Origin of the sequence: Nocardia sp. N2S4-5 (assembly GCF_044628355.1) — a bacterium.
In the GTDB taxonomy this organism is placed as follows: Bacteria; Actinomycetota; Actinomycetes; order Mycobacteriales; family Mycobacteriaceae; genus Nocardia; species Nocardia wallacei_B.
On sequence record NZ_JBIUPM010000001.1, the window covers coordinates 2,474,884 to 2,492,992 of the forward strand.

The window sequence follows — 18,109 nt, forward strand, 5'->3', positions numbered from 1 at the left end:
GACCGCTCACGAAGTACGCCGGAGGGATTCTCCACAATTGTCACGAACGGTTGTGAAACCTGCACTGCCGCATATCGAAACGGTTACATTGTTACCGCACGGTAGTTAACGGGGGTGGAAGGAGCTTTTCCTTGTCTGTTGCCACTCCGGGCCGGGCCGGCCTCACCATATCCGGACACCCCCTCACCTCACCCCTCAAAGACGTCCGCACCCTCTCCCAACACATCGTCGGCCACTTCATCGAACACATCGCCCCCTGCGCCACCCTCCCCGGCGACGCCCTCCACGGCGACATCACCACCATCACCCGCACCTGCCTCGAACTCGCCATCACCATCCTCGACGGCCACAACCTCCCCCACCACACCCAACGCCTCACCGACGCCGCCACCACCTGGGCCCGCGAAGGCATCCCCATCGACACCATCCACCACGCCATCCACGAAGGCGTCAAAATCGGCTTCGACCTCGTCATCACCCACACCACCAACACCCTCCACACCACCACCCACAACACCGACACCGACACCACCCTCACCCCCACCGACTACCACACCCTCACCCACGCCACCACCCTCATCATCGACATCCTCGACACCATGACCACCACCGTCTCCACCGCCTACGTCCGCGAACTCAAAACCGTCGTCACCGAACACCACACCGCCGTCCACACCCTCACCACCGCCCTCCTCAGCGGACACCCCACCACCACCCTCACCCGCGAATGCGGCATCGAAACCACCGACACCTACCACACCCTCGCCCTCCACATCCCCCCACACCCCGACGAACACAACCCCACCCTCAACCCCCACATCATCGCCCGCCGCAAACTCCGCCGACTCCAAGCCCAACTCGCCACCACCACCCACACCACACCCCTCCACCTCCTCTCCACCGACGGCGGCACCCTCCTCCTCCCCCACACCGAAGAACTCGACGAACTCATCACCGCGCTGTCCCGAGCCGCCCGCGTGCCGATCACCGCGACCGTCGTCACCGGACCCACCCACGCCATTCCCACCGCGGCCGACCAGGCGCACCAACTGCTCGACATGGTCACCCGCCTGCACTCCGAGCCCGGCCTCTACCGCTTCGACGACTTCGCTCTCGAGTACCAGCTCACCCGCCCCGGGCCCGGCCGCGAATATCTCGGGTCCATCCTCGAACCCCTCGACCACCACGCCGAACTCCTGCAAACTCTCCGAACCCATATCGCGCACAACCTCAATCGGCAGAAGACCGCCCGACTTCTCCACGTGCACACCAACACCGTCGACTATCGCCTCAAGCGCATCGCGCAACTCACCGGCTTCGACCCCACCCAGGCCAGCGGACTCTGGTACCTCCGCTCCGCACTCGTCGCCCGCAGTTACGGCAACTGACGACCGGCGTTATTGCACCCGTCCGGAATCGGGTTTCAAGCGACCGGCCGCCACCAGAGTGTGATAAGCGGCGCGCTTGCGCGGACATTCCTCGCGCCGGCAGGAACGGTGCCGCTGCATGGCCAGATGCGCGTCGCTCACCGACATCGGCTCGTCCGGGGCCTCGTGCGGCCAGCCGATCGGCCATACGGACACGTCCATTGTGTCTCCTCGGGAAACGGGCGTCGCCGGCGCGTCGTCGAATTCGGCGTCTCCGGGGTGCCACGGCCACCGGCCCTGCCACAGCGCGGCGGCCGACAAGGCCAGCACCGAGCCGCACACCATCGCGACCATCACCACCGCCGTCACCACGGACTCCTGCACTCGCGCACGGTCAGTCGTCGTCCAGCCCGGCGGACAGGTATGCCACCGCGGCGAGCCACCGCCCACACGTGACCGCGTGCTCGGCGTGCAGGATCCGGCGCGCCACCGCGTCGGTGAATTCCGGCGCGGGGCAGGCCATTTCCTCGTCCGAACAGCAAGGCGCCGAACACCTTCGCGTGGTAGTCGGCATGCGACTTCCCCTCCACCGAGACGCTGTCGAGCCCTGCCGACGACGCCCGCTAAATACTTGCATTGTGATACTGTGAACGTGATAGATGCTAGCGTGATTATCACAATAGCGAAAGAGGCTGGGGCGGAAGGGGTTCAGGCGTCTCGGTTCGCCGGCACGCCGACCGGCATGGGTACACGATTACGCACGGCGCGAAAACTGTTGTTGGGCCGCGAGATCGAGCACATGATCAATACGGCGGCGGTCAGTCAGAGCGAGGCCGCCAAAATCATCGAGACCAGTCAGAGCCGAATCGCCATGCTTACCAACGGCGTCGGCTCGATTACTGTCGGCGACCTGGAGCGGTTGGCCACAGAACTGGGTTTCACCGATCCCGGTTACCTCGAGGCCCTCAAGGAACTGCGCCGAGACAATCACAAGCGCGGTTTCTGGAACTCCGGATACCGCCGCGCCTATATCGAAGACCTCCGCCTGCTGGTCGATCTGGAGGCGCACGCCAGCCTGCTGCGCGTCGCGGAGGCGGAGATCATGCCCGGATTGGTGCAGTGCGAGTCCTACATCCGCGCCCTGCACGAGCCCGAGCAACCCAGCGAGTCCGGCCTCGAGCAGATCACCATCGAGGATTCGGTCCAGGCGCGCCTGGCGCGGCAGGAGATCCTGCTCGGGCCGCGACCGCCGCAGTTCCGGGCGATCCTGTCCGAATCGTGCCTGCGCCGCGAATACGGCGGCCGCACAGTCATGTTGGAGCAGCTCGAGCATCTGCTGACGCTGTCCAAACGATCCAACATCCTCATTCAGGTATTGCCGTTCACCGTGACGACCCACGGCGCCGGCATGGAGGACCGCTTCACCCTGGTCCGGGTCCCGTCGCCGGGCGCCGCCGGGGATCTGGACATGGCGATCGCGGAGAGCCAGGGCGATATTCGCTACATCAATGACAAGCCGGCGGTGACCGCCCGGGAAACGGTGTGGACGCGACTGTCCGCCGCGGCCCTGAGCGCCGAGGACTCCCGCAGCTTCATCGAGCACATCGCGCGATCGTTCCGCCGCAAGACATTCACCACGTGACGAGTCGTCCGTAAACACAACGAGTAATGGGGGTTGTCATGAGCGACTTCGAGTCCCGCGAGATCGACGCCAGCCGGCCGTCGGCCGCCCGGATGTACCACTACTACCTGTCGGGCGAGGCCGTGTTCGACGTCGACAAGATCTTCGGCGAGCGCATCTTCCAGGTCTTCCCGTACGCCGACACCTGGGCCCACCACAACCGCGAGTTCCTGCAGCGCGCCATCAAATTCATGGTGGCGCAAGGCATTCGGCAGTTCCTCGACATCGGCTCCGGGCTGCCGACGGTCGGCAACACCCACGAGGTGGTCGGCGCGACCGTGCCCGACGCCCGAGTGGTGTACGTCGACAACGACATGGAGGCGGTCAACCGCGCCCACGACCTGCTACTACGGCAGCAGATCCTGGATCACACCGCCATCGTCGAGGCCGATCTGCGTTGCCCCGACATCATTTTCGATCATCCGGAGACTCGTCGCCTGATCAATTTCGACGAGCCGCTGGGGCTGCTCATCGTCAGCGTGTGGCCGTTCGTCCCCGACAGCGACGGTCCCTACGAGCTGATGCGGCAACTGCGGCAACGCATTCCGGCCGGCAGCTATGTCGCCATGAGTCACAGCTCGCTGCAGGACGCCGATCCGGAACTCAAGGAGCGCATCGGCGAACTCGTGGAGTTGTACCGCAACACCTCCGACCCGGCCATCCCCCGCAACCGCGACGATTTCGCCGCCTTCTTCGACGGTCTCGAGCTCGTCGAGCCCGGTGTCGTCTACGCGCCGGACTGGCGGCCCGAGCGGCCGGTCGATCCGCAAGATCCGGCACGGCCGTGTAATTTCGCGGCGGTTGGCTATAAGCCATAGGTATACCCGCAGTCGCACGGGCGTCCGCTTCGCGCGTCTGCAGCTTTACTCTGTAGAAAGGGCACCACCAATGACGCTGCTACCCACCTTCACCGCGGGTGAGTTCCGCAAGGCGAGCGCCAGCTCACCCAACCAGAACTGCGTGCGCGTCGCGCGCAAGCAGGGTTGGACCGCGGTCTGGGACGACAAGCGCGCCACCGACCACACCACTCCAGCCACGGCCCTGCCGGTCGAGGAGTTGCTGCTGTTCACCGATGAACAGTTCGACGCCCTTCAGGACACCGTGCGCGGCACCGGCGCCCGCTCGCCGCTCGCGGTCACCCACCGCGCCGACGGACGGTACGTCTTCCGCGCCGCCACACCACAACCGGTGGACGGCGTCGAGCTCGTCTTCGACCAGGACGAACTCGACGCCTTCCACCACGGGGTGCGCAACCACGAATTCGACCACGCCTGACGCGACCGAAAACCATCCACGTTCGTATCAGGGATCACGCGTATCCACGGCTGGTGCCCGCCCCGCGCGGGCACTGTGCCCGGTCCCCCTGCGACCGTAGAAGCAACAACCTTGCGCACCGACAACATTAAGTCCCGATGTCGGCCGCCGCATCCCCGGATGGACAACTCACGAACCACCGGGTCCACGGTTGGGGCGCTGTCACAAGGCGATCCGCGCCGTGGCGGCCGCGGCCGACTCGATCAGTTCGGTTCGTCCAGGCGCACCCGCACGCTCACCCGGCCGCGCTCGTCGCGGCTGCTCACGGCGTGCCCGTGCCGGTCGACGCCGGCAAGATGCAGGGTGATCGGCCCGCCCTCGCCCAGGAAGTTCCGCCACCAACTCTTCTTGTCCGGCATGGCGACCCCGATGACGTACTCGTCCCCCACCCGCCGATAGTTCACCGGCGTATTGAACGTCTTCCCGGACTTGCGACCGACATACGTGATGGTCACGAAGCTCTTACCCAGCAACGGCCCGACAACGGGCGCCTCGGTCAACGCCACCACACCGGCATTGAAGCCCCGCACCACCCTGCCCAGCACCGAATTCGAATCCACAGCTGCCTCCAGGCGAATCACACCGACACTCCGACACCCGCCACCCTAGCGCGCACCACCACCCACCCCCGGCGTACGCGCCACTGGCGAGGCCTGGGGGTGGAAGACGGTGCCCCGCAGGCTGTCTCGGGGGTTGTTGGCTTTCGGTCATTTTCTGGACCGGCGTGGACCCCGCGGAGCACACTTTAGGGTGACGTTCGGCGGTGACGGCCGGATGCGGGGTGAGGGACAGGGGCCTATGAGAATCCGCCCGCGGCAACAACTATTGGATCTGTGGCGGGCGGTGCTCGACTGCTCGTATCGCGACGAGAAGTGGAGCTGGGGCGGGCGCGACGGCGCCAATTCGATCAGCGACGCCGAACAGCTACTGTGCCTGCTGTATCCGGCGACGGAGATCGAGGCGTTCGCGCTGGATCAGCCCGACGATATCGCGGACGACGTGAAGGCCGCGCTCGCTCCCTTCGGCGAAGAGGGCCGTATCGGTGGCGTCCTGGTGGGGCTGCTCGAGGACTATCTCGCTCGCTACACCGGCGCCGACGGTCAGCCGATCTTCGCCGCCGGCGGATACCTGCACAGCGCGGACGAGACGCCGCCCACCGACGCCCAGTTGGACATCGAGGTCGTCGATTCGTACTCGATGTCGCTGAGCCTGTGCATCGCGGCGCTGCGTTTCCTGCGCGGCTTCCAGCGGTCCGTCAGCGCCGAGGTCCAGTTGGAGGCGCGCCGGTTGCGGGAGCGGATCCCGCTGGTGATGGAGCGGGTCGGCGCGCGGCTCACCAGCGCGATGGCGGGCCTGGTGCGCAGCTTCGTCATTCACACCCCGGATCCGAAATCGCCTGCCGGGCAGACCATCCTGGAGATGATCAACCAGCGCGCCGCGCCCGACGACGAGGTCATCAGGCAGCTGTCCGCGCGGCTGGAGCGGCTGCGCGTGCAGGCCGCCAACGAGGTCAGGCTGGGCCGGACCACCGATATCGATGTCGCGGACGAGACGCGGCTGTTCGAATGCGGCTGGAGCTGGGGCATCGTCCGCGGAGCCGAGGCGGTGACCTTCGTCCCCGGCCGGATCGGCACCGTGCCCGGCTACGCCGAGCCGCGCCCCTACCTCTACTTCACCGCGGTAGCTCTCGACGGCATCATCGACTTGTCGTCGCAACGCATCCGCGAGCTGGATCTGCTGACCGACGAACAGCGCAAACTCGCCGACGCACTGCAATTGCGCTTCGAGCTGACCCGAAACTACTGGTCCGCGGTAGCGCGTTTCGACAGCCGTCGCTGGCCGCTGGAGGACATTCCCTGGCGTACCACCGACGGCGAGGAGTCGGAGTATTCGAGCCTGGTGGTCACCGCCATGCTCATCCAGGATCTGATCTACCGCGACAGCACCGAAGATCTGACCCGCGCGGTGGCCGTATTCGACCAGCTCGCCCGGCGCGGCCGCATCACCAGCCGGGTCACCACCGCCGACCCCGCCGCGATCCTGCACCATCCCGGCGTCCGGCTGCGGCTCACCGGCAGCGACGAGATCTGCGACGGACCCCGGTTGCTTTGGCACGTACCGGATTTCGTGACGATGATGCTGAAACGCTGCCTGCAGGCGGCGCATCTGCGCACCGAGGTCGACACCCGGGACCGGCTGATGGCGCTGGCCGAATCGGCCATGGACAACCTCGACGGACGGGCGCTGCGTCACGGTCCCGCCGCCGGGCTGTGGGACGACCCCGGCCGGTTGCTGGATTCCGCGGAGATCGTCGCCGACGGTCCCTCCTGGTTTCTCACCGAGCGGGTGATGGAATGCCTGGTGCTCGCCTATCGCGCCTATCAGGAACCGCCGTTGTCCTCGCCGACGACGATCGCGCGCGCGGTGGATCTGCTGAGCGAGGCCGAACGTCTGCTGAACCAGGAGGAGCTCGAGGTCGCGGGCGACGACCTCTCCCCGGCCCGCGCCGCCGTGGACCGTATCCGGCAATCGCTGGACCGGGCGCGACACGTGCTTCGCGACCGCCCCGGCACCGCGTGCAGCCTGGCCACCCAGGCGTTGATCCAGCTGGACGAACTGGTGTACGCGCGCCAGGACGCCACGCGGTGAGGAGGCGGCGTGCTGGTGTTCTCCACTTCCGACAAGGGCGGCACCGGACGCTCGGTGACCAGTTGCAATATCGCGTACCGGCTGACCTTGTCCGGGCGCAGTGTGGCCTATGTGGACTTCGACTTCGGTTCCCCCACCGCGGGCGCGCTGTTCGAGATCGGCGCGGTCGGGAACGGCGTGCACGGCGGCGGGCTGCACTCGTACCTGCTCGGTGAGCACGGCACCGTCACCCGTATCGACGTCGGAACCGCGACCGACCGAGCGCGGTTGCGGCGCACCGGATCTCGTTCCGGACGCCTGGTATTGCTGCCCGGCGACGAGGGCGGCGGCGAATTCCTCGGTTGTGACGACGCGGTGGTCGACCGGTGCGCGGAGTTGCTGCTGACGCTCCAGCAGGAGTTCCACGTGGTGATGGTGGATCTCAGCGCCGGACGGTCGGCCGCGCTCGACATCGCCCTGCGGGCCACGGCTCTGCCGCAGCTGCGGCGACGGACCACACGCTGGCTGATCTTCCATCGCTGGACCCGTCAGCACATCCTGGCGGCGGCCGGGCTGGTGCACGGGCCGCACGGACTGCTGCAGACGGGCACCGAGTGGGGACACGATCGAGACGACCTGCTCGGCTCGCTCCGCTATGTCCGCACCGCCGTCTCGGTCACCAATTCTCCCGCCACCGCCCAGCGTGCCGCCCAGTCGGCGTGGTTGCAGGAGCAGGACGCCGCGCTGCGCCGGCTCGCCACCGCACACCGGCTCGGCACCACGGCGCTGCTCGGCGCGACCCCGATGGAGCCCGTGCTGCACTGGCGCGAACAGCTCATTCTCGACAGCGACGTCAACGCCCAGATCGCCAATGCCGAGACGGCGGCGGCCTACACGGACCTGGCGCGCCGACTGGTCGATAACGCCACCTGGGAAAGGCTCTAGATGCCATGCAGGGATACAGTGAAGCGGCCGAGCGACCGCGGTGCGCGCCGATTCCGTTGTCGCACTTGTCGATCGAGGTCGGGCACTTCGGCCCCGGCGAGATCCTCGACGATATCGGACGGGTGCGGTCGAAGCTTCCGCGGCCTGGTTCCGCTGGTGTCGGCGTTCGCCGAGTCGGCTCGCCGTCGGTTCGGTGCGGGCGCCCGGGTCAGCACGTGCTACCTGATCGATGATTGTCTCCAGCCCGACACCGATCCGGCGCAGGTCGTGGGCCGGCTGTTGTCGGCCGCCGCCGAGAGTGGCCTGGCCATCGACTATCTGGCACGCCGGTCCGCGTGTCGGCGGACTTCCCGATTCGTCGACGGTGGGCCGGTCGGTGCACCGATCCCGCTGGCGGAGATGGTCGCCGCCTGCCTCGTCGCCGAGCCGACGCCACCCGACAACGGCGGCCGCCCGCCCACCGCCCGCACCGGGTGGCTGTGCAATGGCCGCCGTTCCTCGGAACATGATGCGGCACAAGCGATGCGCGGGCGGGCCTACCGGCCGCCGGAGGAGTTCGGCCGACGCGAGCACTCCGTCTTCCTGGACGTACAACTGTGGAGCACCCAGGTCGTGGGCGGCGCGACGGAGACGCGATGGTCCGCCCCGTTGCTGTCCGCCGTCTGGCAGTTGCTACGGCTGGGCATGCTGCGCTATCACGGTGCGGCCGTGGTGGATCCGCAGCCGTGGCGGGACGAGTCGTGGCCGCGGCGCTGGCACGATGTGCCGCCGGTGGTACAACTCGCCCCGGACGCCGCGCCGTTCGCCGCCTACCAGGCCCTGTCGATGCTGCCGAAGCGCTACCTCGGCGACGAGCACGCCGTCCGGCTGGTGCTCGATCACCTCGACCTGGACGACGACGTGGTGGAGCAGACCATTGCCCGCGGGTCGGAGGAGGCGGTGCCGGTGCCGCGCCGGGTCAGCGACCGGTTGTCCGTGCTGCTGCTCGATGGTTCCTGACATGCCCGAACCCCTGGTCGTGCTGGGTGAGATTCGAACGTGCCTGTTGCCCTCGGCCAAGGCGCTCACGCCGGAAGAGACAGGTGAACTGCTGGCGCTGCTCCCCGGCCGCACGGTGCGCCGACGAGAACGGCCGGGCGCTCTCGCCGTGTCGCCGACCACCGCGGTCGGCGTGGATTGCGATCTGCGGCTGGGTGGGGACGTGGTGCGCGTCGTCGGCACAGTGGCGGTCGCCGTGGCGCTGTCGGGTGGCCGAATACTGCAGTGCTCCAGCCACACTCGGGTCGTGCGGGCTGCCGAGCGGCGTCGTCGGCCCTGGTCGTACTACCTCGATCGCAGGGGCGTCACCGAGGTCATCGGCCGCCTGTCCGTTCCCGATCGCGACACGGCCACAACCGCATTGGTCGACGGCTATCTCACGGGCCCGCGCGGCAACACGGTGCTGGACCTGGCTTCCATCAGCGAACGGCTGCTGGCCCGCCTCCGCGCCGATCCCCGGCTGGACCAGAAACCTCCGGTGCAGGCGGGCACGACACGGCTGCGCTGGACCGCACGGATCGGCGGCAGCGCCGGACCGGTGGCGGCGGTGCGTCTGGACGACGACCGCACGCGCTCGGTCCGGCTGACCGTGCGCCACGAGAGCGAACTGGAAGCGGCACAATGGTTCTGCGAGGACTTGGCGATCCACGACTGGTTGCTGACCGTGCTCGCCGATGCTCTCGACGAGGCGGACCGGTTCGCCACGCACAGCAGCGAGCGAACGAATCTTCTCACCGCGCTGCTCGAACACCTGCCCGGCCTGTGGATGCCCGGCGCTCACACGCCCCCGCCGCTGCGCGCACTGTGGCGCGATCTCCACGCCGACCCCGGCCTCTCCCGGCAGTGGAACCTCCTCGTCGCCCGGCTGCGTGACAGCATCGCCGTCGAGACGCTGAACACCTTGCGGCACAGGACCTTCGAGTCGGACTGGTAATCAGCCGTGCAGCCGGTACTCGAAGACATCGCGTGGTTCGCCGGGGCCGAAGTAACGGTCGTCGTGTTCGACGAATTCGAAACCGGCCTGCTTGAACAGATTGGTGGCCGGATGGTTGTCCGGGCGCACGGTCAGGTACATGACCTCGGTGCCGAGGGCCCTGCAGGCTTGCAGGGCGCGGTCGAGCAGACCGCGGCCGTAACCGAGGCCCTGATGAGCCTTGTGCACGGCGAAGGTGAACAGCAGGGCGCGATGGGATTCGGCCAGCGTGAGCGCGTAGCCGACCGTCACGCCCTCCAATTCGGCGACCAGCCATTCGGATCCGTGCAGGTCGAACAGCTGGCGCAGCATCAGGTACAGGTACGGGGCGTCGAAGACGTCCGACTCGATGGCCGCGACGTGCTTGAGATCCGAGAAGCGGGCAGCCCGATATTCCGGCTGCGGTGCCGTAGCCATGTATAAGGCCCCCCGTCATCACCCGCATTGACACTTCGAGTAATTCCATGATGCAACGTGTCGGGCCATAACCTCGAATACCGACCGGTGCGAACGCCGAACAGGGTCCACCGCCTTGTCCGGCGGCCACCCGGCGAACACCGGCCACAGTTGCTCGACCGCGCGCAGATCGCTGACAGCTCGGCAGGCATCGGTACGGGCCATAGCGACAGATTCGCCACGGCCAATCACGCTGTCCTGTAGCGTAATTCGTGAGGTGGGAACAGACTTCACGCGATCGGGGGGTAAATGCGTCGTCGGAATGTCGAAGCGGAACGCCAGGCACGGATCGTCCGATACTGGCGTGCTGTCGAGTATTTCAGTCCTCCCACTGTCGACGCACCTGACCCTCGCAAGAGTATCCGTGACGTCCATCGAGGGCAGCCACTGCCGTGGGAGCCCGAACAGTCGGGGCCTCCAGAACCTGGGCGGGTTTGGCGGTATACCGTCTACGCGGGCGTGTTCGAGATCGCGAGGATCCGGGAGGTCTTCCGCAAGGTTTTGCGGACGCCGGACCTCGAGCGTGATCTCGACGGCCGATACGCGGGCGAAAGCGCGTTGCTCAGCTTCACCGTTGACGACACCGGACATCTGTTCAAGGACTCCACCACGTTGTCGTCGTGCGCGTGGGCGGTCGGTCGGACCTTGAAACCGGGTCCGGGCAGTTCCGGGTGGCTCGATGGCTTCGACAAGGATCACAAGAACCTTCTCGCGCTGCTATTGGGTATCGGCGACGGCCGGATCAAGCTGACCGACTCGCCTGCCGGCACGGGCCGAAAGCTCGGTACGGTGGCAGGCGTCGCCACCCGAGTGGCACTCGACCTCGTAACCGGTGGAATAACAGGAATTCCGGCCCTGGTCGGTCTGGCGCTGACGCCGGCGATCGGCCAGCTCGGCGGCAAGGCTATCGAAAAGGTGGGGGAACCCGCCGCAAAACGTGCGGCGGAAGCTCTCACCAACGTTGTCGAGAACAAGGGCCGCAGCGGTGTCGACGGTCTCGAGCTGGATCCGGAGTCGCCGGTCGGTTCGAAGATGCTGACCATCGACGACCTCGCTGCGCTTACCCGCGGCGTGGCCGATGCACTCGGTGTCAGCGAAGCGCTCGAACCGGCGACAGTCCGCATCAAGCGATGGTCCGTCTCGACGCGATATGCGGATGACGCTGCCTCGGATGAATTCCTGAACAGCTTCTACGCCGATGACCTCCAGCACGTCGCCGAGTCGATCGCGGCGGTGGATCCGGGCCGGGCTCTCACCGCGTATCTGACGCCTGCAGAGTCCATCGACACCACTCGGCGCGTCGACGTCCGCTCCGACCCCGCGACTCTCCTGCGGTCTGTATCGCCCCGGTCGATGCCGCCGGGGCGGTGGCCGGCAGATCCGGCTCACCCATTGACGCTCAGCCAGCAGTTCGCGGTCAACGAGATGCTCAACGGCCTGGGGAGTTCCGAATCCCGCGGCCTTTATGCCGTCAACGGACCTCCCGGAACCGGCAAGACCACGATGCTGCGAGACTTGATCGCCGCCATCGTCGTCGAACGTGCATCTCGACTTGCGAAGCTGGGCAAGGCCAGTGACGCTTTCGCGAGTTCCGAACTGACATGGCGGCCGGAGAATGTCACCTACACGAAGCGAATCCGTCCGCTGATACCCGAACTCACCGGATTCGAGATTGTCGTCGCTTCGTCCAACAACGGTGCTGTCGAGAACATCACGCTCGAGGTTCCCAGCGTCGCTGCGGTGAACCGCGAGTCCTTTCCCGACGCGGACTACCTGTCCGGACCAGCGACCGTGGCGGCGGACAGAGATTGCTGGGGCGCGGTGGCAGCCCGCTTGGGAAAGCGATCTCACCGGCGGCGCTTTGTCGAGGCTTTCTGGTGGTACTCGCCGGCGAACGACAACGAGGAGGTGGACTCAAGCATCTTCTCGAGAGGGTCGCCTCCTCCGAGAACGAGGACGTCGACAGTGTCATTCCGTGGGAGACGGCCGTCGAGCAGTTCAATACTGCCTCCGCCGAGGTGCAACGCCTGGGGGATGAGAGGCAGCAGGTCTGCGATCTACTCGAACGTCTCAACCGGCCCGACCCGGTCCTCGAATCCCTGACTGCCGCTGCACGACAGCGTCATCAGGAAGTCGAGCATTTGAACGCGGAGCGGCCTGGTCTCGAAAGGCAGATCCAGGCGGCAGAAGACGATATCGAGCAAGCCGAGGCAACAGCCGCGACGGCAAGAGGCGAGTTGGACAACGCTGTGGAGAAGGTTCGCCGGACCACCGCTCATCTCCAGGCCGAGACAGAGGCAGCCAAACTGCATCAAGCCATGCGACCTTCGTGGATGAAACGAATGGGCCTGTGGATGCGGGGGCAACGCGGGGTCTACAAGAACTGGACGGCAAGAGCCCGCGAACTCCAGCAGACTCTTCACGATTTCCGTAGCGGCCTGCAGGACGCTGAAAACCACTGCGCCACATGTGAATCGGCCGTACACCAACATGACCGTAAGCTCGGTGAAGCAAAATCAGCCTTGCACCAGTCGCAGGATCAACTCGCGAGGTTGAACCTCGATGTCGAAGAGGCGATCGACCTTGTCCGGCGCGCGGAGCGCGCGGTAGATGACCGCAAGGCTGAACTTCGTCTCCACCAACAGGAACTCGACGCCGCGCGGCTGCGCTGGCCCGGTACGGTGCCCGGTCCGGAATGGAGCGCGGAAGCGACAGATCGCCAAGCGTTGGAGCAGCGTGAGAAGTCGTCGCCGTGGATGGACGAGGAGTTCGCTGCGGCACGATCACGGCTGTTCCTGGCGGCGTTGAATCTGCATCGGGCCGTGCTGACTTCCGAGCCGCAGCTTGTGCGCAGCAATCTTTTCGGAGCTATGGATGTGGTCAAGGGCGTGGCGCCGGACAACCTCTCCCGCGACACGGTTCTGGCCGCATGGCAGATGCTGTTTTTCATCGTGCCGGTCGTGTCGACCACTTTCGCCTCCATCCCGACGATGTTCAAATCGCTGGGTCGCGAAGCGCTGGGTTGGCTTTTCATCGACGAGGCGGGCCAGGCGACGCCGCAAGCCGCGGTCGGCGGGATTTGGCGAGCACAACGAGTCGTCGTTGTGGGCGACCCACGCCAACTCGAACCGGTGATCACGCTGCCTGCCTCCGCTCAGGAGAGGCTGAACCACCACTTCGAGGTCGACGACCAATGGTCCCCGCGAGGCTCGTCGGTGCAGACAATCTCCGACCGCACCAACCGATTCGGCATGTGGCTGCCCAATTCCGATCGAGAAGGACAGACGTGGGTTGGTTCACCGTTGCGGGTGCACCGCCGTTGCGACAGGCTGATGTTCAGTGTCAGCAATGCGATCGCTTACGACGGCACGATGGTCTACGGAGTCACCCGGAAAGCCGAATTCGATCTATTGGAAAAGAACCTCTGGTTCGATGTCCCCGCCGTCAAAGGTGGCGGCAAGTGGAATGAGCACGAGGGCGCCCACGTGCTGGATACGCTGAAGAAGCTCCGCACGGGTATTCAGCGCCGCATGCGCGACGAAGTCCGCAGCCGGCCTTCGAGGCCGCCGGGTTGGACCGTCAGCGACGAAGCATCACAGGCCGAACTGCAACGCCGCCTGGAAGATTCGGTATTCGTTGTCAGTCCGTTCCGCGACGTCACAAGTGAACTTCGAAAGTATCTGCGCAAGAACGGGATAAGGCTTTCGCCGAGTCGGCTCGGTACGATACACACCACTCAGGGCAAGGAAGCGGACGTCGTCATCCTCGTTCTCGGCACATCCGCCGACGAGGACGGGGCACGCAATTGGGCCTCCAGCACACCGAATCTGCTGAACGTCGCGGTCACTCGCGCACGCCGTCGGCTCGTCGTCGTCGGCGACTACAAGGCCTGGTCGAAACTGCGTCACTTCCAAGTGCTCGCCAGGACCCGATCGGAATATCCGAACGGGTCGCTGACGGTCATAGATGCCGGATAACAACCCGATCAGGACAGTTTCAGCCCCCGGCCGATGATCTCCTTCATGATCTCGGTGGTGCCGCCGTAAATGGTCTGGACGCGAGCGTCCATGTACGCCTTGGCGATCGGGTATTCGCGCATGTAGCCGTAGCCGCCGTGTAGTTGGAGGCATTTGCTGATGAGGTCGAGTTGTTCCTCGGTGCTCCACCATTTGGCCATGGCGGCTTCCTCGACGGTCAGCTTCTCCTGGTTCAGCAGTTCGATGCAGCGGTCGACGAATACCCGGACCGCGGTGGTCTTGGTGGCCAGTTCCGCCAGCACGAAACGCGTATTCTGCTGTGCGCCGATCGGTTTGCCGAAGGCCTTGCGGTCGCGCACGTACTGGCAGGTGAGATCCAGCACGCCCTCCATGGCGGCGGCGGCCATGACGGCGATGGACAGGCGCTCCTGCGGCAGGTTCTGCATCAGGTGGATGAAGCCCTGGCCCTCGATGCCGAGCAGGTTCTTGCCGGGCACCCGGACGTCGGTGAAACTCAGCTCGGCGGTGTCCTGCGCCTTCAGCCCGATCTTGTCCAGGTTGCGGCCGCGCTCGAAGCCGGGCATGCCGCGCTCGACGACCAGCAGCGAGAACCCCATCGCCCCCTTCTCCGGATCGGTCTGCGCGACCACGATCACGATGTCGGAGTTGATGCCGTTGGTGATGAAGGTCTTGGCGCCGTTGAGGATCCAGTCGTCACCGTCGCGGACCGCGCGGGTCTTGATACCTTGCAGATCCGAACCCGTGCCGGGCTCTGTCATCGCGATGGCGGTGATGATCTCACCGGAGCAGAAGCCCGGCAGCCACCGCTGCTTCTGCTCGTCGTTCGCCAGCTCCAACAGGTACGGCGCGATCACGTCGTTGTGCAGCGTGAAGCCCAGACCCGAGTACTGGCCGCGGGTGGTCTCCTCGGTGAGGATGGCGTTGTAGCGGAAGTCCTTCACGCCCCCGCCGCCGAACTCCTCCGGCACCGCCATGCCGAGGAATCCTTGCTTGCCGGCCTCCAGCCAGACCTCGCGGTCGACGACGCCCTGCTCTTCCCACTTCGCATGATTCGGCGCGACATGCTGGTCGAGAAACTTTCGGTACGACTCCCGGAACAGATCGTGCTCCGGTTCGAAAAGGGTGCGCTCCACCGCCAACCTCCTAATGCCACATCGGCGTCATCGCCTCCCCCATACGGTACCCGGAAGTCGAATCACGGTTCACTTCGATCCCCGAAAACCGGTCCGAACAGCACTACCTGCGGGAATTCGGCCGAGCGGGTGGACCTGAACCCCGGTAAACCTGGCTAGAGTCCGAGCGCACCGCGGGCCCGGCCCCACAGCGTGCGGCCCCGGTCCTTGTCGCGCTCGGCGAGCAGGAAGGTCAGCTCCTCTTCCAGCGCCTTGCGCACGACCGCCTGTAGTTCCTCGGCGGCCGCGTCGAGATCGTCGGCGTCGGCCCAGGGGGTGGTCTCGATCGGCGTGCCGGCGGAGTAGTAGAACCGCTCCGGCTTCGGGATCCACGTCGGCCCGAAGCCCGTCACCAGGGGCGGGGTGAGGTTCGGCGGCAATCCGAGCGCCTGCACCAGCGTTCGCAGCGGGCGCAGGGCCGCGCCCTGACCGTCGAGGAGGATGTCGAAGGCGTCGTCCGCGCCGACCATGGCCACCGGGACGATCGGCGCACCGGTTTCGATCGCCATTCGCGCGAATCCGGTGCGGCCCGCCCACTTCAGCACGTACTTCTCGCCCTTGCGGCGCACGGCTTCCCGGCCGCCGCCGGGAAACACCAGCAGCATCTCGCCCTGCTCGAGCAGTGTCCGGCAGTTGGCCCGGTTGCCGCGCACGCAACCCACGCGGTGCAGCGCGTGCCGCACGCCGGGGACGGTGATCAGCACATTCTCCGCCAGCCCGCGCACCAGCCGCCCGCGGGTGCGCGCAATCTCCGGCCACAGCAGCGGGGTGTCGATGCCGAGGAAATTGTGATTCCCCACCAACAGCACCGGCCCGTCGGCCGGGATGTTGTCCAGGCCGTGGAATACCGGGCTCACCCAGGCCCGCATCGGCGCGGTCAGCGCGTCGAAGGCGCGGATATCGCTGTCGCGCAACGGTATTCGCAGCGGAGCGCCATCGGATAAGGCGCCCGCGAGCCCCGGCGGGACGCACGGATCGTCGGCCAAGAGAACCCTCCCTGTGACTCAGCCGGGCAGGTGCGCCGTCCCCGCGTGCGCGTAATCCGACAGCACCGCCGCCAGCGCGGCGGGCACGCGCGCCCGGATCCGGGTGCCGCCCTCCTCGTGCTGGGAGTCGAGCAGGCGGCCGTCGGCGTGGATGCGGGCGAGTAGGTCGCCGCGGGTGTACGGCAGCAGCACGCTCACTTCCACGTCCAGCGCGCCGAGCACCTCGGCCAGCCGGTCGCGCAGCTCCGTCAGTCCCGCGCCGGTGCGTGCCGACACGAACACGGCCTGGGGCAGCTGGGCGCGCAGCTGCGCCAGCTCACCGGGCTCCAGCGCGTCGATCTTGTTGACCACCAACAGTTCCGGCGGGCTGATCGCGTTCGACTCCCGCAGCACGTCGGTGATCACCTCGCGCACGGCCTTGATCTGACCGGCCGGCAGCGGGTCCGAACCGTCGACCACATGCAGCAGCAGATCGGCGCCCGTCACCTCCTCCAGCGTCGAGCGGAACGCCTCCACCAGCTGGGTGGGCAGGTGCCGGACGAAGCCGACGGTGTCGGTGAACACCACCTCGCGGCCGTCTTCGAGGGCGGCCCGGCGGGTGGTCGGGTCCAGGGTGGCGAACAGCGCGTCCTGCACGAGGATGCCCGCGCCGGTGAGCGCGTTCATCAGGCTGGATTTCCCGGCATTGGTGTAGCCGACGATCGCGACCGCCGGGACGCCGCTGGAGGTGCGCCGCGCGCGCTTGGTGTCGCGGGCGGTCTTCATCTCCTTGATCTCGCGGCGCAACTTGGACATGCGCTCGCGGATGCGGCGGCGGTCGGTCTCGATCTTCGTCTCACCAGGACCGCGGGTGCCCACGCCGCCGCCGGCGCCACCGGCCCGGCCGCCTGCCTGCCGGGACATCGACTCGCCCCAGCCACGCAGCCGCGGCAGCATGTATTCCATCTGCGCCAGCGACACCTGCGCCTTGCCCTCGCGGGAGGTGGCGTGCTGGGCGAAGATGTCCAGGATCAGCGCGGTACGGTCGATGACCTTGACCTTGACGACCTTCTCCAGCGCGGTCAGCTGTGCGGGGGTCAGCTCACCGTCGCAGATCACGGTGTCGGCGCCGGTCTCGAGCACGACGGCGCGCAGCTCCTCGGCCTTGCCGGAGCCGATGTAGGTGGCGGGGTCGGGCTTGTCGCGACGCTGGATCAGCGCCTCGAGCACCTCCGAACCCGCGGTCTCGGCGAGCGCGGCGAGTTCGCTCATGCTCGCGTCGGCCTGCGCCGCGCTGCCCTCGGTCCAGACGCCGACCAGCACGACGCGCTCCAGGCGCAGCTGGCGGTACTCGACCTCGGTGATGTCGGCGAGTTCGGTGGACAGCCCGGTGACGCGGCGCAATGCGCTGCGCTCCTCGAGTTGCAGTTCGCCGACCGTCGGATCGGAGGCCCAGCCGTCGCGGGCCTCATCGGTGTCGTCGAGCTCCTCGATCGGGGTGAACTCGTACGTTTCTGGTTTTCTCATACACCTCCATGCTCCCACGACTCAACGGACCCGCGCACGTCAGTT

The 18,109-nt window shown here is 66.7% G+C and carries 17 protein-coding genes; 10 read left to right on the plus strand and 7 right to left on the minus strand.

The features are described from left to right. The first annotated feature begins 131 nt into the window (after nucleotides 1–131). Nucleotides 132–1,388, plus strand: a complete 1,257-nt coding sequence (locus ACFMRZ_RS10925; RefSeq protein ID WP_400179034.1) for a PucR family transcriptional regulator — start codon at nucleotides 132–134, stop codon at nucleotides 1,386–1,388. A gap of 9 nt (nucleotides 1,389–1,397) precedes the next feature. Here the strand turns inward: ACFMRZ_RS10925 and ACFMRZ_RS10930 are convergent, their stop codons facing one another. Together ACFMRZ_RS10930 and ACFMRZ_RS10935 are read right to left on the minus strand one after the other, a co-directional pair. Next, complete coding sequence (locus ACFMRZ_RS10930; RefSeq protein ID WP_280274481.1) at nucleotides 1,398–1,751, minus strand: hypothetical protein; 354 nt, start codon at nucleotides 1,749–1,751, stop codon at nucleotides 1,398–1,400. A 10-nt stretch (nucleotides 1,752–1,761) separates the two neighbouring features. After that, entirely contained in the window at nucleotides 1,762–1,941 is a 180-nt protein-coding gene (locus ACFMRZ_RS10935) for a hypothetical protein (protein ID WP_400179036.1), read from the minus strand. 168 nt (nucleotides 1,942–2,109) lie between these two features. On the opposite strand from ACFMRZ_RS10935, the gene ACFMRZ_RS10940 reads away from it, so the two are divergent. The 3 genes from ACFMRZ_RS10940 (at nucleotide 2,110) to ACFMRZ_RS10950 (ending at nucleotide 4,323) form a co-directional block, all read left to right on the plus strand. Continuing rightward, complete coding sequence (locus ACFMRZ_RS10940; RefSeq protein WP_400179038.1) at nucleotides 2,110–3,009, plus strand: Scr1 family TA system antitoxin-like transcriptional regulator; 900 nt, start codon at nucleotides 2,110–2,112, stop codon at nucleotides 3,007–3,009. Between the two features lie 38 nt (nucleotides 3,010–3,047). After that, the gene (locus ACFMRZ_RS10945) at nucleotides 3,048–3,866 is read left to right on the plus strand and encodes an SAM-dependent methyltransferase (protein ID WP_400179039.1); all 819 of its coding nucleotides are present in this window, start codon (nucleotides 3,048–3,050) and stop codon (nucleotides 3,864–3,866) included. A gap of 70 nt (nucleotides 3,867–3,936) precedes the next feature. Further along, nucleotides 3,937–4,323: a hypothetical protein gene (locus ACFMRZ_RS10950; protein WP_280274485.1), complete on the plus strand. Its 387-nt coding sequence runs from the start codon at nucleotides 3,937–3,939 to the stop codon at nucleotides 4,321–4,323. A gap of 242 nt (nucleotides 4,324–4,565) precedes the next feature. On the opposite strand, the gene ACFMRZ_RS10955 is transcribed toward ACFMRZ_RS10950, so the two are convergent. After that, complete coding sequence (locus ACFMRZ_RS10955; protein WP_400179040.1) at nucleotides 4,566–4,922, minus strand: nitroreductase/quinone reductase family protein; 357 nt, start codon at nucleotides 4,920–4,922, stop codon at nucleotides 4,566–4,568. Nucleotides 4,923–5,160: 238 nt separating this feature from the next. Between ACFMRZ_RS10955 and ACFMRZ_RS10960 the strand changes: the two genes are divergently transcribed. The 4 genes from ACFMRZ_RS10960 (at nucleotide 5,161) to ACFMRZ_RS10975 (ending at nucleotide 9,907) form a co-directional block, all read left to right on the plus strand. Continuing rightward, complete coding sequence (locus tag ACFMRZ_RS10960; protein ID WP_400179041.1) at nucleotides 5,161–7,011, plus strand: SCO2524 family protein; 1,851 nt, start codon at nucleotides 5,161–5,163, stop codon at nucleotides 7,009–7,011. Between the two features lie 9 nt (nucleotides 7,012–7,020). Further along, the gene (locus ACFMRZ_RS10965) at nucleotides 7,021–7,935 is read left to right on the plus strand and encodes an SCO2523 family variant P-loop protein (RefSeq protein ID WP_400179042.1); all 915 of its coding nucleotides are present in this window, start codon (nucleotides 7,021–7,023) and stop codon (nucleotides 7,933–7,935) included. Between the two features lie 156 nt (nucleotides 7,936–8,091). Further along, on the plus strand, nucleotides 8,092–8,934 hold the full coding sequence (locus tag ACFMRZ_RS10970) for an SCO2522 family protein (RefSeq protein ID WP_400179044.1): 843 nt from the start codon (nucleotides 8,092–8,094) through the stop codon (nucleotides 8,932–8,934). 1 nt (nucleotide 8,935) lies between these two features. Beyond that, nucleotides 8,936–9,907 carry an SCO2521 family protein gene (locus ACFMRZ_RS10975; RefSeq protein ID WP_400179045.1) on the plus strand — a complete coding sequence of 324 codons (972 nt, stop codon included), beginning with the start codon at nucleotides 8,936–8,938 and terminating at the stop codon, nucleotides 9,905–9,907. On the opposite strand, the gene ACFMRZ_RS10980 is transcribed toward ACFMRZ_RS10975, so the two are convergent. Next, nucleotides 9,908–10,363 carry a GNAT family N-acetyltransferase gene (locus ACFMRZ_RS10980; RefSeq protein ID WP_400179046.1) on the minus strand — a complete coding sequence of 152 codons (456 nt, stop codon included), beginning with the start codon at nucleotides 10,361–10,363 and terminating at the stop codon, nucleotides 9,908–9,910. Between the two features lie 498 nt (nucleotides 10,364–10,861). On the opposite strand from ACFMRZ_RS10980, the gene ACFMRZ_RS10985 reads away from it, so the two are divergent. Next, nucleotides 10,862–12,505, plus strand: coding sequence for a hypothetical protein (locus tag ACFMRZ_RS10985; protein WP_400179047.1), 1,644 nt, complete (start codon nucleotides 10,862–10,864; stop codon nucleotides 12,503–12,505). Continuing rightward, nucleotides 12,421–14,379, plus strand: a complete 1,959-nt coding sequence (locus ACFMRZ_RS10990) for a DEAD/DEAH box helicase (RefSeq protein ID WP_400179048.1) — start codon at nucleotides 12,421–12,423, stop codon at nucleotides 14,377–14,379. The genes ACFMRZ_RS10985 and ACFMRZ_RS10990 overlap by 85 nt, the downstream gene beginning before the upstream one ends. An 8-nt stretch (nucleotides 14,380–14,387) precedes the next feature. On the opposite strand, the gene ACFMRZ_RS10995 is transcribed toward ACFMRZ_RS10990, so the two are convergent. The 3 genes from ACFMRZ_RS10995 to hflX all read right to left on the minus strand — a co-directional run bounded on the left by ACFMRZ_RS10995 (nucleotide 14,388) and on the right by hflX (nucleotide 18,064). After that, on the minus strand, nucleotides 14,388–15,533 hold the full coding sequence (locus tag ACFMRZ_RS10995) for an acyl-CoA dehydrogenase family protein (protein ID WP_400179049.1): 1,146 nt from the start codon (nucleotides 15,531–15,533) through the stop codon (nucleotides 14,388–14,390). Nucleotides 15,534–15,688: 155 nt separating this feature from the next. Further along, nucleotides 15,689–16,558: a lysophospholipid acyltransferase family protein gene (locus ACFMRZ_RS11000; protein WP_400179050.1), complete on the minus strand. Its 870-nt coding sequence runs from the start codon at nucleotides 16,556–16,558 to the stop codon at nucleotides 15,689–15,691. Between the two features lie 18 nt (nucleotides 16,559–16,576). Continuing rightward, nucleotides 16,577–18,064 (minus strand): GTPase HflX, encoded by a 1,488-nt coding sequence (hflX, locus tag ACFMRZ_RS11005; RefSeq protein ID WP_400179051.1) that lies wholly within the window; start codon nucleotides 18,062–18,064, stop codon nucleotides 16,577–16,579. Nucleotides 18,065–18,109 lie beyond the last annotated feature (45 nt).

Bases quoted from the DNA above. Each gene is read 5' to 3' on its own strand.
- ACFMRZ_RS10950 (WP_280274485.1), top strand. From the start codon at position 3,937: ATGACGCTGCTACCCACCTTCACCGCGGGTGAGTTCCGCAAGGCGAGC.
- ACFMRZ_RS10980 (WP_400179046.1), bottom strand. From the start codon at position 10,363: ATGGCTACGGCACCGCAGCCGGAATATCGGGCTGCCCGCTTCTCGGAT.
- ACFMRZ_RS10960 (WP_400179041.1), top strand. From the start codon at position 5,161: ATGAGAATCCGCCCGCGGCAACAACTATTGGATCTGTGGCGGGCGGTG.
- hflX (WP_400179051.1), bottom strand. From the start codon at position 18,064: ATGAGAAAACCAGAAACGTACGAGTTCACCCCGATCGAGGAGCTCGAC.
- ACFMRZ_RS10940 (WP_400179038.1), top strand. From the start codon at position 2,110: ATGGGTACACGATTACGCACGGCGCGAAAACTGTTGTTGGGCCGCGAG.
- ACFMRZ_RS10935 (WP_400179036.1), bottom strand. From the start codon at position 1,941: ATGCCGACTACCACGCGAAGGTGTTCGGCGCCTTGCTGTTCGGACGAG.
- ACFMRZ_RS10975 (WP_400179045.1), top strand. From the start codon at position 8,936: ATGCCCGAACCCCTGGTCGTGCTGGGTGAGATTCGAACGTGCCTGTTG.
- ACFMRZ_RS10945 (WP_400179039.1), top strand. From the start codon at position 3,048: ATGAGCGACTTCGAGTCCCGCGAGATCGACGCCAGCCGGCCGTCGGCC.